This window comes from Desulforamulus aeronauticus DSM 10349 (genome assembly GCF_900142375.1).
GTDB classification, from domain to species: Bacteria; Bacillota; Desulfotomaculia; order Desulfotomaculales; family Desulfotomaculaceae; genus Desulfotomaculum; species Desulfotomaculum aeronauticum.
In genome coordinates this window covers 203773-218437 of record NZ_FRAR01000006.1, presented here as the reverse complement: position 1 = coordinate 218437, position 14665 = coordinate 203773, and the positions used below count along the sequence as shown (strand labels likewise).

The 14665-nt window shown below is 45.1% G+C and carries 15 protein-coding genes, 1 pseudogene and 1 other annotated feature; all 16 genes and pseudogenes read left to right on the top strand.

What is annotated here, in order from left to right:
• Positions 1-241: pseudogene (locus BUA78_RS03435) on the top strand (transposase); the annotation flags it as partial.
• A gap of 262 nt (positions 242-503) precedes the next feature.
• Positions 504-764 (top strand): type II toxin-antitoxin system Phd/YefM family antitoxin, encoded by a 261-nt coding sequence (locus BUA78_RS03430; RefSeq protein ID WP_072910982.1) that lies wholly within the window; start codon positions 504-506, stop codon positions 762-764.
• Entirely contained in the window at positions 757-1065 is a 309-nt protein-coding gene (locus tag BUA78_RS03425) for a type II toxin-antitoxin system RelE/ParE family toxin (RefSeq protein WP_072910981.1), read from the top strand. The genes BUA78_RS03430 and BUA78_RS03425 overlap by 8 nt, the downstream gene beginning before the upstream one ends.
• A gap of 172 nt (positions 1066-1237) precedes the next feature.
• Positions 1238-2815, top strand: coding sequence for an MBL fold metallo-hydrolase RNA specificity domain-containing protein (locus tag BUA78_RS03420; RefSeq protein ID WP_072910979.1), 1578 nt, complete (start codon positions 1238-1240; stop codon positions 2813-2815).
• 15 nt (positions 2816-2830) lie between these two features.
• Positions 2831-3655 carry a peptidoglycan editing factor PgeF gene (gene pgeF / locus BUA78_RS03415; protein ID WP_072910978.1) on the top strand — a complete coding sequence of 275 codons (825 nt, stop codon included), beginning with the start codon at positions 2831-2833 and terminating at the stop codon, positions 3653-3655.
• Between the two features lie 3 nt (positions 3656-3658).
• Positions 3659-4357, top strand: a complete 699-nt coding sequence (locus BUA78_RS03410; RefSeq protein WP_072910976.1) for a response regulator transcription factor — start codon at positions 3659-3661, stop codon at positions 4355-4357.
• A gap of 7 nt (positions 4358-4364) precedes the next feature.
• Positions 4365-5723: a two-component system histidine kinase PnpS gene (pnpS, locus tag BUA78_RS03405; RefSeq protein WP_072910975.1), complete on the top strand. Its 1359-nt coding sequence runs from the start codon at positions 4365-4367 to the stop codon at positions 5721-5723.
• Between the two features lie 238 nt (positions 5724-5961).
• Entirely contained in the window at positions 5962-6717 is a 756-nt protein-coding gene (pstB, locus tag BUA78_RS03400) for a phosphate ABC transporter ATP-binding protein PstB (RefSeq protein ID WP_274377367.1), read from the top strand.
• Positions 6718-6749: 32 nt separating this feature from the next.
• Entirely contained in the window at positions 6750-7406 is a 657-nt protein-coding gene (phoU, locus tag BUA78_RS03395; RefSeq protein ID WP_072910972.1) for a phosphate signaling complex protein PhoU, read from the top strand.
• Between the two features lie 113 nt (positions 7407-7519).
• Positions 7520-8506, top strand: coding sequence for a biotin/lipoyl attachment domain-containing protein (locus BUA78_RS03390; RefSeq protein ID WP_072910970.1), 987 nt, complete (start codon positions 7520-7522; stop codon positions 8504-8506).
• Positions 8507-8519: 13 nt separating this feature from the next.
• Positions 8520-9197: a YggS family pyridoxal phosphate-dependent enzyme gene (locus BUA78_RS03385; RefSeq protein WP_072910969.1), complete on the top strand. Its 678-nt coding sequence runs from the start codon at positions 8520-8522 to the stop codon at positions 9195-9197.
• A 12-nt stretch (positions 9198-9209) separates the two neighbouring features.
• Positions 9210-9647 (top strand): cell division protein SepF, encoded by a 438-nt coding sequence (locus BUA78_RS03380; protein WP_072910967.1) that lies wholly within the window; start codon positions 9210-9212, stop codon positions 9645-9647.
• 20 nt (positions 9648-9667) lie between these two features.
• A complete protein-coding gene (locus BUA78_RS03375; protein ID WP_072910966.1) occupies positions 9668-9922 on the top strand; it encodes a YggT family protein in 255 nt (84 codons plus the stop codon).
• Positions 9923-10714: a YlmH family RNA-binding protein gene (locus tag BUA78_RS03370; RefSeq protein WP_072910964.1), complete on the top strand. Its 792-nt coding sequence runs from the start codon at positions 9923-9925 to the stop codon at positions 10712-10714.
• 92 nt (positions 10715-10806) lie between these two features.
• On the top strand, positions 10807-11358 hold the full coding sequence (locus BUA78_RS03365; RefSeq protein ID WP_072910963.1) for a DivIVA domain-containing protein: 552 nt from the start codon (positions 10807-10809) through the stop codon (positions 11356-11358).
• A gap of 79 nt (positions 11359-11437) precedes the next feature.
• Positions 11438-11666: a binding site (T-box leader), on the top strand.
• Between the two features lie 50 nt (positions 11667-11716).
• Positions 11717-14509: an isoleucine--tRNA ligase gene (gene ileS, locus BUA78_RS03360; protein WP_072910961.1), complete on the top strand. Its 2793-nt coding sequence runs from the start codon at positions 11717-11719 to the stop codon at positions 14507-14509.
• The last annotated feature ends 156 nt before the right edge of the window (positions 14510-14665 follow it).

Here is a 14665-nt window from a genome sequence, read left to right as displayed (position 1 = left end):
AAAAATACTTGAAGTGAGCGTCAATACCCCAGAATTTTATGGATATAGTAAACGAGAGAAGACAGAAGAATTCAAGTTAGCGTACAAAAAAAGAGCCTGTCATGAAGGAAAAAACGGAGAAATAAAAAGATTTCATGGTTTAGACCGAGCCCGTGGCTATGGTCTAAAAAGTATGCAAATGCAAGCAAAATTAACGGTATTAGCGGTAAATTTAAAGAGGATAGCCAGCCTGGTATCCTCTTGTTTTGATAAAAAATATTGTGTTATGGAAGTAAAACTGTTCTTTATGGGAAATTACTTGAAATATTTACTCAAGACTGCTTGAAATAGGGTATTTTTTCAGTGATCTCGAACCGTCCCCTTGACACCCCCCAGGCTGTCTCGCCAAGTAATTTGTAGATGGTTTTGTAACAGTCTGCCGTTCCCTTGACAATCATTTCGGGTGTTTTTCTTGATTGAGGGACATAATTATGGTACAATAAACCCATAAAGGGGGGGGAGTTGTGCCTCAAATTATTCCAATTCGTGATTTAAAAAACACCAGTGAAATATCTCAAATGTGTCATGTCTCCAACGAACCTATTTTTATTACAAAGAATGGTTATGGTGATATGGTAATCATGAGCATGAAAGTATACGAAGAAAAAATGTTTATGCTTGATGTTTATAGCAAACTTATTGCAGCCGAGGAGCAGATAGTGGAAGGGAAAACATTTGATGCTGAAGTGGCTTTAAAAAGTATACGAGATAAATATAATGTATAAATTGATTGTTTCAGAGCTTGCATATCAAGATTTGGACAATATTGTTTCGTACATCGCCATACAATTGGCTAATCCAAAGGCAGCCGGGGATTTTCTTGATGAAATGACTGCATGTTTTGGTTTTCTAAAAAGAAATCCGCTGATGTATGGACAATGTCAAGATAAACGACTGGGAAAAGAAGGCTACCGTAAAGCGTTAATTAAAAATTACGTGCTTGTGTACAAAGTTAATGAAGCATCCCAAACAGTCAGTATTATGCGTTTTTTCCACGGTACACAGGATTATATAAAATTAATATGATTGGCATAAGGCATCCTGTTTCTGGCAGGTGTTTTTTTTATGCTCTAGCAAGCTGCTACTGTCACCACGCAGACAGAGGTTATTGTCTAATTTAGAAAGATTCTTGCCCGAAATGAAGGTATTAGTCATAATTGCAAGAAATAGTTAGTATCGATTGAAGGGAGGTTTTCGTTTGTACATTCAATTTTTAGGAGCTGCAGAAACGGTAACGGGTTCTTGTTTTTTAGTTGATACAGGTTCCACCAGAGTTATGGTGGACTGTGGTTTATTTCAAGGTTCCAAGGAAATTAAAGAGCGCAACTACCGAAATTTTCCCATCAGTCCGGGCAGTGTGGACTTCGTGGTACTAACCCATGCCCATATTGATCACAGTGGGTTGTTACCGAAATTTATTAAACAAGGCTTTAAAGGAAAAGTCATCACCACCTCTGCCACCGTAGATTTGTGTGAAATACTATTGCCCGATTGCGGTCATATCCAGGAGATGGAGGTTGAACGGAAAAACCGCAAATATCGCCGTCAGGGTCGCAAGTTAATTGAGCCTATTTACACCGCGGATGATGGTGCCTATGCATTGAAGTTTTTTGAACGGGTAGATTACGATACAACAGTATCTGTTGGTTCCGATGTACGAGTTTGTTTCCGGGATGCCGGGCATATTTTAGGTTCCTCCATGGTTGAAATGTGGGTGAGGGAAAATGGCCAAGAAACCAAGCTGGTTTTCTCCGGCGATATTGGCAACACCGGCCAGCCTTATCTTAAGGATCCTTCCGTGATTGCCGAAGCCGACTATGTCATTATGGAATCCACCTACGGTAACCGTGAACATCAGGATTTGGACAATAAGCTGGAGCTTTTGCAGCAGGCCATTGTAGATACCTATAACAAAGGCGGTAAATTAATTATTCCTGCCTTTGCCGCCGGGCGTACCCAGGATGTTCTCTACAGCATCAATGTGCTGAAGATGAAAAAGGCCATTCCGGAAATGCCCATTTATATCGACAGTCCCATGGCTATCAATGCCACCGAGATTTTCAAAAAGAATTGCAACCTCTACGATGAAGAGACCAAGGAATTAATCTCCAAAGGCTGCAACCCACTGGAAATGTCCAACATCAGAACTACATTAACAATGGAAGCATCCAGAGAACTGAACTTTATGAATGGCCGGGCCATTATTATCTCTGCCAGCGGGATGTGTGATGCAGGACGCATTAAGCACCATCTGCGTCATAACCTATGGCGCTCGGATTCTACTATCCTGTTCGTAGGCTACCAAGCTGAAGGCACCCTGGGTCGCCGCATTCTTTCCGGTGAAAAGACTGTCCGCATACACGGGGAGGAAGTGGTGGTCAAGGCAGAAATTCGCCGCATTGATGGTTATTCTGCCCACGCGGATCAAACGGCTCTCCTCAATTGGGTCAAACAGTTTAGTAATAAATTGAAGAAGGTCTTTGTGGTACACGGGGAAGCAAAGGCTGCTGCCAACCTGGAAAGCTTGATTAAAGCAGAGGGTATAGAGGCTAGTGTGCCTTACTGGTTGGAGAAGATTGAATTGGCTAAGGTCCAGCAAGCTGTACCGGAAGTTCTTCTGGAAACTTGGGGTAATATTCAAAAGAGAATGCAGGGCATGCTACAAGGGGAGTTGTCGCCTACCAAGTATTCTGTACTGCTGCGGCAGTTGGCTGAGCTAGAGGCTCAGATGAACCAGGTGCTGCCCGAAGAAAAAACACAATCCAATGTAAGCTAAAGAGGGGGGACTCGGGTGCACGGTATCACGATGGAGCGTAGAGGACCACTGCAATATATTCAGTTTGCTTCCTTTCAACAAACGGGTAAAATCACCCATGGTTTTACCACTCGTTTGGGTGGGGTCAGTTCAGTTCCCTATGATGGCCTCAATATGGCTTTCCATGTGGGGGATGATCCGGAAAAGGTGAGAATGAACCGTAAGCTGGTTTGTGAAGCCCTGGGTGTGAAAGCAGAGGACTTGGTGGCTGGTGTACAAGTGCATGGTAGTGAGGTAGCAGTGGTAACAGCCGAAGACAGGGGACGGGGTGCATTAGACTATGCTACCGCTCTGAGCGATACCGATGCCCTCATCACCAATGTTCCCGAGGTTCCTCTATCCAGTTATTATGCCGACTGTGTGCCGATACTCCTGTATGACCCGGTAAAAACCTGCGTGGGTTTGGCCCACGCAGGTTGGCGGGGCACTGTCCAAGGAATTGCCGGCAAGACGGTAGCTCGCATGAGTGAAGTATACGGCTCTAATCCAGCCGATATTTTGGCAGCCATAGGTCCCTCTATTGGGCCTTGCTGTTACCAAGTGGACGTACCTGTACAGCAAGCCTTAGCAAAGAAATTTTCCTACTGGCAAGAGTTGCTTACTCCAGCCGGTACCGATCGCTGGCTGTTAAATTTATGGGAAACCAACCGTAAAATTTTACTGGCTGCCGGTGTGTCGGGGAACCATATTACGGTGGCAAGCCTTTGTACGTCCTGCCGTCATAAGGAGTTATTTTCTTACCGGGCAGATCGGGGAAAAACCGGACGGATGGCATCTCTCATCATGATAAAGGGAGGCTAGAAGATGCCCAAGATTCTCATTGTGGACGATGAACAACCCATTCGCGAACTGGTGAGATTTAATCTGGAAAAAGAGGGTTTTCAGGTACTGCAGGCTGCTGATGGCAACATGGCTTTGGAAATAGCCAGAAAAGAGACACCGGATATTATTGTGCTGGATGTAATGCTTCCCGGACAGGATGGCTTTGCGGTATGTCGGTCATTACAGCAGGATCATACTACCCGTACCATACCCATTATCATGCTTAGTGCCCGGGGAGAAGAGTTGGATAAAGTACTGGGGCTGGAGATGGGTGCAGATGATTACATTACGAAGCCCTTTAGTCCCAGGGAACTTATTGCCAGAGTGAAGGCTCGGCTGCGACGCCAAACGGTAGATCATCAGGTTTCCGAAGAACCGGGGAGAGTCATTATTGGTAAATTGATTATTGATCCGGATCGTTTTGTGGTGTCCTACAATGGCATCAAACAAGATCTTACCCCGAAGGAATTTGAATTGCTGCGTTATTTGGCCAGCAATCCGGGCAAAGTATTTACCAGGGATTTTCTCTTAGAGCAAATCTGGGGGTATGATTTTTCCGGCGATTCCAGAACCGTGGACGTACATATCAGACACATACGCCAGAAATTAGAGCAGATTCCTGAGGCACCACAGCTGATTGATACGGTGCGAGGTGTTGGTTACCGCTTTAAGGAGGTCTAAGAATCAAATGCTCACGAGCATTCGTCAGCGTGCCATTGGTAGTTATGTATTACTGTTTGGCATCTTTATTCTGCTGACCCTTTTTCATCGATGGGGTTTGGTAAATCTTTTAACGGTACTGTTGGGTTCTTTTTGGGCTACAGTCTTTTTGGCTTGGCTGACAGCCAGGCGTTTAATTACTCCGGTGGAACAAATTACCTCAGCGGCTCAGGAGATGGCCGGGGGGGTATTAGATACGGAAATCCGGGTGCAGGGTGAACACGAGTTGGACGAACTGGCCTGGAGTATTAACTACATGGCACGGCAATTGCGCAAAAACCTCTTTCTGATTACAGAGGAACGCAACCGTGCCAGAGCTATTTTAAACAGCATGGCCGATGGTGTGATTGCTCTGGATAAAAATGGGAGGGTTATTTTAATTAACCCGGTGGTGGAGAGCATTTTTGATATTAAGGAAGAATGTTGGATTGGTACTGAGTTAATTAAAGTAATCCGCAATCACGAACTAGAGCAGCTTTTTATCCGTGCCTTGCAGGACATGCAGCCGGTGTTAAATAACGAGTTGCAAGTACTTACCCCGGAACCCCGGTTATTTAGGGTACAAATATCCCCTTTGAAGGGTGCTCAGCATAAGAAAATGGGCGTAGTGGGTCTTCTTACAGATGTAACAGAAAGAAGAAAATTAGAGCAAATGAGAACAGAGTTTGCGGCGAACGTTTCCCACGAACTGCGGACACCTTTAACCTCCATTAACGGGTTTGTGGAAACTCTGTTGGATGGTGCTATGGAACAACCCCACGTTGCGAAAAACTTTTTAGAGATCATTCATACAGAAGGCAAGCGATTGGCTAATTTAATCGATGATTTGTTAAAGCTCTCCCGTTTGGAAGATCGGCGCACCATCCTACACAAGCAGCCGGTTGATTTAGCTGATATTATCCATAACACCATCAAGATGTTTGAAGGCTTGGCCCAGGATAAAAATATCGAATTGACCGAAGTCATTCCCAGCGATTTGCCACCGGTACCGGGGGATTTCGGTTTTCTATCACAGGTGATCGTCAACTTGGTGGATAACGCCATTAAATATACCCTAACAGGTGGGAAAGTTAACGTTGAAGTGACGTTTAATCAGCAGTCAATCACAGTGACTGTCTCTGACACGGGTATTGGCATTTCGGAGGAGAGTCTACCAAGGGTCTTTGAGCGGTTCTATCGAGTGGATAAGGCCAGAAGTCGCGAAATGGGGGGAACTGGCCTTGGTTTGTCCATTTCCAAGCATATTGTGGAAGCTCATGGGGGGAAAATAAAAGCAACCAGCAGCCAGGAAGGAAGTACCTTTTATTTTACCTTGCCTTTAGATTAGAAAGACTTGGCTTGCGCCAAGTCTTTGACGCAGGCAGAAGCCGTAGTTTTTCTTATACTTTCGTCAATAGAATCTTTATACTCTCTGAAAGTGGAACTAACCGTTGGTTGAAAGACCTAGGTAACAGCAGTCTGTTTATTAACAGGATTTTAACATTATGACAACAAAGGGATAACATGATGTTGTTACACTTGAGGCAATGCGAAATGATGGGTTTGTTCATATAGGGGGTAACACGGTGGCTTATAAAATCACAGCAAAAGGTTTAAACCTATATTACCGGGAAATGCAGGCATTGAACAAGATAAACTTAGACATTGAAGAAAGGCATGTGACTGCACTGATCGGACCTTCGGGATGTGGTAAGTCCACCTTTTTACGTACTTTAAATAGAATGAATGACTTAATTGAGGGTGTGCGGGTAGAGGGACAGATTTTGCTGGATGGGGAAGATATTTACCAATCGTCAGTGGATGTAGTGGCCCTGCGGAAAAAGGTGGGGATGGTATTCCAACGTCCCAATCCCTTCCCCATGACGATTTATGAAAATATTGCTTACGGGCCCAAAATCCATGGTCAAAGGAATCGACGCTTATTAGACCAAATAGTGGAAAGCAGCTTGCAAGCCGCAGCTCTCTGGGAAGAGGTTAAGGATCGCCTCCACAAGCCGGCCTTGGGACTATCCGGTGGTCAGCAGCAGCGACTTTGCATTGCCAGGTTGTTGGCGGTAGAACCGGAAATTTTACTGATGGATGAGCCAACTTCCGCCTTAGACCCCATTTCTACCTTAAAAGTAGAAGAATTAATTCGGGAACTAAAGAGTAAATATACCATTGTGATTGTCACTCATAACATGCAGCAGGCCGCACGGGTTTCTGATACCACAGCCTTTTTCTTAAGCGGTGAGTTGGTTGAGTTTGGCGACACTGAGTTAATCTTTACCGGTCCTAGGGATAAACGTACGGAAGATTATATTACCGGTCGCTTTGGTTAAAGACTCTTGATGACAGTAAGGGGGTTTCAACTTTGTCCACCCGGCAATCCTTTGATAAAGCGCTGGCGGATTTGCAGCAGGATGTTCTGCGAATGGCCAGTGTAGTGGAAAAATTGATTTATAATGCAGTTAAATCCTTGGCTACCCAGGACCCCATCTTAGCAGGTGAAGTCATCGAGGGGGATGATCTGGTAGATGAGCAGCGTTTTCAAATTGAAGATAAAATCATCAAAATTATTGCCACCCAGCAGCCGATGGCGAAGGATTTACGTATTTTAATCACAGGTATCCGCATTATTATAAGTTTAGAGAGGATGGCAGACCACTCGGTGGATATTGCCAGGGTTACCATGTGCCTGGTAGAGGAGAAACTGATTAAACCACTGGTGAGTATTACAGCCATGGCCAAACTGGCCCAACAAATGGTTAGGGATGGGTTGGATGCCTATGTGCATAACGATCCTGATAAAGCCAGAGAAATGTGTGAGGCAGACGATGAGGTGGATCATATTTACCACCAAACTTACAAACACTTGGTTTCCTTTATGAAAAGAGATCCTGATACCATTGGTCAGGCAACCTATTTATTGTTTGTGGCCAGATTCCTGGAGCGCATTGCCGACCATGCCACAAATATTGGGGAAGCGGTGATTTTTCAAGCAACCGGAGAATGGAAAGAACTAAACTAAACGAGAAGAAAATGTGCGAAAGTTTAAAAACGCCCTAAAGGGCGTTTTTTTTACAAAGGAATTCATCTACTACCTGTCGAAGCCTTTTATGGTAATACAAGGCAGGTGTGGTCATGACAGAAAATTTTTCATATGAGGAAAGACAAAGGAGACCCAGGAAAAAACGGGTTGTCAAAAAAGGTCGGTTGTTATTTTTTGGCCTCCTATTTGCCACAGTCTTGCTGTGTTCATTGTGGTATCTGGTGCTTGGCATCAAAACCCTAATTTTTCATCAACTGCTAGAAATTCAAGATTTGCAGTCAAGTGTTGTGAGACAGGAATTTTCTATACAGGGAGTTTTAATTAAGCAGGAATACCCGATATCCTTACCCTTAAAGGGGAGTATGAAATTTACTGTATCTGACGGGGAAAGGGTTAAAGCCGGTACTCAGCTTGGTATACTGAGTGCTTCCGATTTGGAGTCGGCTTCCGGTGCCAAAACCTATACAGTAAAGTCAACTACCAGTGGTATGCTATGTACTCATGTGGATGGTTTTGAAAATATTCTCATTCCTGGCAATATTGACATTGTACAAATCCCATCTTTGGATAAAATAAATAGTAATGGTGTTCCCCCTACTGTGGTGGAAAAGGGACAAGTAGTGGCTAAAGTTATTGATAATCTAGCACCGATCTACGTCTATGGCCATGTCACCAAGGAACAACTTAGTAAAATTGAGGCTAAAAAAGATTCCGGTGTTAAGGTGCACTGGCAACAGCATCTGTTAGAGGCCAAAGTAGATAAGCTGATTTCTAATGAGCAGCCGGGAATGCTATTAATATTGAAAAATTATCCCGATGAAATTATGCATCAGCGTAAAATTGATTTTCAGTTGGTAATCGGTGAATTGGAGGGCCTACTGGTGGATGAAGCATCCCTGGTGTCTAAGGATAATAGCCCAGGTTTATATATCCTCTGGAAGGGTTTGATCCGTTGGGTTCCCGTAGAGATTACCAACCGCATGGCAGGAAAAGTACAGATAACTGGACAAGATCTTCAACCCGGCATACGCTATATTTTAAACCCTGAGTACGCACGGGAGGGAGACAGGATACAATAAGGCGGGAGAAAACTTGAGCATAAGTCAAAATATTACTTTGATCAAAGAACAAATTGCCAGAAGTGCTGAGAAATCCGGCAGAAATCTAAACGACATTAAGCTTATCGCGGTTAGCAAGAATATGACTGCAGATAAAGCCAGAGAAGCTGTTGCTGCTGGCTTGGTTGATTTAGGTGAGAACCGGGTACAAGAACTGACGGACAAGCATCCTTTAGTAGAGGGAGCCCACTGGCATCTGATAGGACATCTACAGACCAATAAAGTTAAATACATTGTGGGTAAGGTTGTCATGGTTCATTCACTGGATCGTTGGTCTCTGGCGCTGGAACTGGACCGACGGGCTAGGGAAGCAGGGATTGTCATACCAACTTTGGTGCAGGTAAATGTGGCAGGCGAAGAAACCAAATTTGGTCTCGCGGTACCGGAAGTGAGAGAGTTTATTAGCGAAGCAGCAACTTTACCGGGTATCTCTATTCAGGGGCTAATGACCATTGCACCCTATGTAGAGAATCCAGAGGAAGTAAGGCCGGTGTTCAAACAGTTAAGAAATATCTCCTACGGCCTAAGGGAAATCCCCGGTGTAAGGATGGAACAGCTTTCGATGGGGATGAGCAATGATTTTGCAGTCGCCCTAGAGGAGGGCTCCACCATGATAAGAATTGGTACAGCAATCTTTGGCAGCCGGAAATAAGGAGGGATACTTATGGCCATAGGGATGTTTGATAAGATGCTCGCCATGATGGGTTTTGATGATGTGGAGGAATCAAAGGAGGAAAAGGAATTCGAAAGGAATGAAGTACAACCACAAACCACGCGTAAAAACGCTCCCGTGGTAAGTCTGCATACCGGACGGCAGTTTCGAGTGGTGGTCTGTGAGCCTGCTTCCTTTGATGAGGCCCAAAATATTGCCGATAACCTGAAAAACCGTCGGGCAGTGGTGGTAAACTTGGAAAAGGCCGGTGCTGAGCAAGCCCGGCGCATTGTTGATTTTGTCAGTGGGACAACCTTTGCTTTAAGCGGTAATATGGAAAAGGTGGGTCAAAATATTTTTCTTTTTGTACCTAATAACATAGACATTGCCAATGAAACCAGGAGAGAGTATAAAGAGAAAAGCATTTTTTCCTGGGCTAAGTCACAATAAGAATAGAACGGGGTTGAAGTATGTATAACATCATTTCTTTTCTTAACATTGCTTTTTGGGTTTATGAGATGATGCTGTTAGCCAGGATTTTGCTGTCCTGGTTTCCGCATAATCCTCACAATTCGGTGGTTCGCTTTTTGTATGAGACGACCGATCCTTATCTCAACATCTTTAGAAGAATCATCCCACCTTTGGGCATGATAGATATTTCACCTATTGTTGCTTTCCTGGTGTTACGGATGATTCAGAACTTAATCTTTGGCTTGGTGAGATAAATGAAACTGAACCGCCAGTCTTTCTTAAATCACCTCAACGATCCAGAGGAAAAGGCATTGCTGGCTAAGGTTCTGGACAGCGTTGAAAGGGTTCTCAAGCAGCACTGTCCAATCATCACAAATTTTTATGACCCGTACCATACGGGTCTGATCATTTCTATGCTGGAACGTATCCCCGATTTGGATTTTGCCACCTTTGGCGGATACGATGCCGCTGAGAGAGTTCGCACAGCCATTTTTCCAAGTTATTTAGACGAGTCTGAAGTGGATTTTCGGATTTCTTTATTGGCAGTGGAAGGTAATTTTAAACTGGTTAAGGTAAACCACCGGGACTTTTTAGGTTCCATTCTAGGTCTGGGTATCAAAAGAGAACTGATAGGAGATCTCATTGTCACTGAGGAAGGCTGTCAGGTGGCAGCTACGGAGGAAGTGGTAGCCTATCTTAGGGCCAATCTAACCAAGGTACACAAAGTAAAAGTGGAAGTAAGGGAAATAACACCCGCAGAGCTTACGTTACCAGACTTAAAAGTGAAGGAGATCAATACCACTGTAGCTTCTTTGCGGTTAGACGCTATAGCGGCAGCGGGCTTTGGCACTTCCCGCAGCCGTATTGCCAGAGAAATTCTCTCAGAAAAACTGAGTATTAACTGGCAGAGTTGCTCAGATGTGGCCGCACAGCTCAAGGCAGGAGATATACTTTCGATGCGAGGGCGCGGCAGGGTTGAGGTGGCGGAGGTTAAAGGAAACACCAAAAGTGGCCGAATAGGTATAGTATTAAAAAGATATTTGTAATACGAATCCACATTAAATAAGTTCCCTTAAAGTGGATTCGTAGAAACAGTATAAAATGGCAGCAAAGTGGTATAACCGGAGGTGTTTTTCAGATGTCTGTTTTAACGCCCTTAGAAATTCAAACCAGGGAATTTACCAAGACCTTGCGTGGCTACGATGTAAAGCAGGTAGATGCCTGGGTGCAAAAAATTAAAGAAAATTATGAAAAAATTTATGTGGAGAACCACGAACTCAAAGAACGTCTGGGCAAAAGTGAGGAAAGTATTGTTCACTACCGGGATCTTGAGGATGCGTTACAAAGGACATTGGTCATGGCCCAAAAAGGTGCCGAAGACATGCGTAGCAATGCTGAAAAAGAGTCAAAAATGATGTTAGAGCAGGCGGAAACTTCAGCTAAGGCCATGAAGCAGAAGGCTGAGGAAGAGGCAGAACGGCTGGTCAACGATGCTTCTCGCAAAGCAGAAGAAATGCTAAAAATAGCCGACGAGCGAGTGGGTGCTATCCTGGAGGAATACCGCAGGCTGGAGAAACAAGCCAATATCTTTAAGGTGAAGTTTAAAGCATTTTTAGAGGCTCAGCTTTCAATGGTTGAGGGGAATCTGGACGTGACTGAGGAAGAAAATGGCGAGAAAGAAAGCGCCTAGAATACTGGTAAGCCCGACTGTTTTAAGAAATATTGACCTTTGTGTCAGATTTGGATATAATAATGACGTTTAAATATGCTTATCTCCAGTGAACGGGAAAGTAAATTGGTGGGAGTCTGTACAGAGAGTCCGGGATTGGTGCAAGCCGGGCCAGAGCCATCCTTTGAAGATCACCCGGGAGGTGCCTACTGAAACCCTGGATTAGGGGAGTAAGTTTGGCCGTTAACATCGACGTTAAAGGTGTATCGAGTGTTCAGGTTTTATCTGTTCATGAGGGTGGTACCGCGGGTTATCAGCTCGTCCCTTTTTAGGGACGGGTTTTTTATTTTGCATAAACAAACGTCAGGAGTGAACGATATTGGATTACAGCAAAACCTTAAATTTGCCCCAAACCGAGTTTCCCATGCGGGGCAATTTACCCCAAAGGGAACCGGAAATTTTAAAACAATGGCAAGAGATGGATCTGTACAATAAGGTTCAGGAGAAGAACCAAGGCAAGACTAAGTATATTCTGCACGACGGTCCTCCTTATGCCAACGGGCATATTCACCTGGGGCATACCTTGAATAAAGTTTTGAAGGATATGATTGTTAAATACCGCTCCATGAGTGGTTACGACTCCCCCTATATCCCAGGCTGGGATACCCATGGTCTGCCCATTGAGCAACAGGCCATCAAGCAACTGGGTATTAACCGTCACCAGATTGATCCGGTGGAGTTTCGCAAAAAGTGCAAAGATTATGCCTTGGAGTTTGTCAATATTCAAAGTGAAGAATTTCAGCGTTTGGGCGTACGGGGAGACTGGGCGCGTCCCTACATTACTTTACTGCCTCAGTACGAAGCCACTCAGATCCGTGTATTTGGTGAAATGGCCAAGAAGGGCTACATCTATAAAGGCTTAAAACCGGTTTACTGGTGTGCCAGTTGCGAAACGGCCCTGGCCGAAGCGGAAGTGGAGTATGCCGACAAGACCTCACCGTCCATTTATGTAAAATTCGCTGTTAAAGATGGCAAGGGCGTGCTGCCCGAAGATGCAGCGTTGGTTATTTGGACCACCACTCCCTGGACCTTGCCCGCCAACGTAGCCATTAGTGTACACCCGGAATTTGAGTACGTTTTAGCGCTGGTGAAGGGGCAGAAAGTAGTAGTGGCTAAAGAACTGCTGGCAGCCTTTAAGAAGGTAATGGAAACAGAAGAAGCAGAAATTTTGGCCACTTATAAAGGGGAACAGCTGGACCGGGTGGTTTGCCACCATCCCTTTGTGGAGCGCGATTCCCTGATTATCTTAGGCGATCATGTTACGCTGGAGGCCGGTACCGGTGCGGTACACACCGCTCCAGGACATGGTGAGGATGACTTTATTGTAGGGAAAAAATACAATCTGCCTGTGCTGGCTCCCATAGACAACAAGGGTAAGTTCACTGCCGAGGGCGGCAAGTTTGCCGGCCAGTTTATTCTAGATGCTAACAAAACCATTATTGACGAATTAAAAGAACGGGAAGCACTGATGGGACATGCTCAGATTAAGCACCAGTACCCCCACTGCTGGCGTTGTAAGCAACCCATTATTTTCCGGGCCACGGAGCAGTGGTTTGCTTCGGTGGAAGGTTTCCGTCAGGATGCCTTGAATGCCATTCGTAATGTTAAATGGGTACCGGAATGGGGCCAAAACCGTATTTACAACATGGTGGAGGGTCGCGGCGACTGGTGCGTCTCTCGTCAAAGGACCTGGGGTGTGCCTATTCCCATTTTCTACTGCAACGACTGCGGCAAAGAAATTATTACCGAGGAAACCATCGCTCATATTCAAAAACTGTTTAAAGAGTATGGTTCAGACATTTGGTTTGCCAAAGACGCCAACGAATTAGTGCCACCGGGCCTCACCTGCCCCTGCTGTGGCAAAGGTAAGGACTTCCGTAAAGAAACCGATATCATGGATGTTTGGTTTGACTCCGGCTCCAGTCACTTGGCCGTATTGGATCAGCCCGAGCTGTGGCCGGAACTGCAGTGGCCGGCAGACTTATATTTGGAAGGCAGCGATCAGCACCGTGGCTGGTTTAACTCTTCCCTGTCCACCTCGGTGGCTGTTACTGGTAAACCACCTTACAAAGCTGTACTAACCCATGGTTTCCTGGTGGATGAAAAGGGACGCAAGATGTCTAAGTCCCTGGGGAATGTGGTAGATCCCCTGAAAGTAATTAACCAAATGGGTGCCGATATTCTGCGGTTATGGGTTTCTTCTGCAGACTACCGCAGTGATCTGTCAGTATCTCCTAACATTATCAAACAGATGACCGAGTCCTACCGGAAGATCAGAAATACTGCCCGGTTCCTATTGGGCAATCTGTATGATTTTGATCCGGCTAAAGATAAGGTAACCTATGAAAAATTGCCCGAACTGGATCGGGTAGCCCTATTGGAACTGCACAAGTTAATTAAGCGGGTACTTAGTGCCTACGAAAACTACGAGTTCCACGTTGTTTACCATGCTGTTCACAATTACTGTGTAGTGGATCTCAGCGCTTTCTACTTGGATATCATCAAGGATCGCCTGTATACGGCACCACCGGCTTCCCTGGAGCGCCGGGCTGCTCAGACCGTGCTCTACGAAGCACTGGATGCTTTGGTGCGGCTACTGACACCGGTACTGGCCTTTACCACTGAGGAAATTTACAAACATATGCCAGTGGTTGGCGAGAGATTAGCCAGTGTGCAGTTACTGGATATGCCCGAAGTAAATGAGGAATATCTGGATGTGGAACTGGAGAAAAAATGGGATAAGTTTCAGGAAATCCGCAAAGAGGTACTAAAGTCTCTGGAACTGGCTCGCCAAAATAAAGTTATCGGTAACGCTTTGGAAGCGAAAGTAGATCTCTACGTCGCTGGCGAAGTGGCAGACCTGTTGCAACCGATGGCAGATGAGCTAACTACTCTGTTCATTGTTTCCACAGTAAACCTACAGCAGCTCAAAGCTGCACCGGCAGAGGCAGTCCGAGCAGAAGAACTGGAGCTGGCTGTGCTAGTAACTCCAGCTGAAGGTGATAAGTGCGAACGCTGCTGGATGTATCATGAAGCAGTGGGCCAAGATACCGAACACACCACCCTGTGTCCTCGGTGTGCGGGAGTGGTGAAGGAACATCATAGTTACTAGATAAAGCCAACAAAAAAATTCAAGAAACTATAAAATCCAGCCTCAGGGGGCTGGATTTTTGTTTCACTTTCAGAAATTAAAAAGTATAAGAAAAACTAAGGCTTTCGCCTGCGTCAAGGACTTTGCGAAGCCAAGTTTTTCTAATAATGCTTTTTC

Bases quoted from the DNA above. Each gene is read 5' to 3' on its own strand.
- BUA78_RS03410 (WP_072910976.1), top strand. From the start codon at position 3,659: ATGCCCAAGATTCTCATTGTGGACGATGAACAACCCATTCGCGAACTG.
- BUA78_RS03390 (WP_072910970.1), top strand. From the start codon at position 7,520: ATGACAGAAAATTTTTCATATGAGGAAAGACAAAGGAGACCCAGGAAA.
- BUA78_RS03375 (WP_072910966.1), top strand. From the start codon at position 9,668: ATGTATAACATCATTTCTTTTCTTAACATTGCTTTTTGGGTTTATGAG.
- BUA78_RS03380 (WP_072910967.1), top strand. From the start codon at position 9,210: ATGGCCATAGGGATGTTTGATAAGATGCTCGCCATGATGGGTTTTGAT.
- BUA78_RS03425 (WP_072910981.1), top strand. From the start codon at position 757: ATGTATAAATTGATTGTTTCAGAGCTTGCATATCAAGATTTGGACAAT.
- BUA78_RS03370 (WP_072910964.1), top strand. From the start codon at position 9,923: ATGAAACTGAACCGCCAGTCTTTCTTAAATCACCTCAACGATCCAGAG.
- pnpS (WP_072910975.1), top strand. From the start codon at position 4,365: ATGCTCACGAGCATTCGTCAGCGTGCCATTGGTAGTTATGTATTACTG.
- BUA78_RS03365 (WP_072910963.1), top strand. From the start codon at position 10,807: ATGTCTGTTTTAACGCCCTTAGAAATTCAAACCAGGGAATTTACCAAG.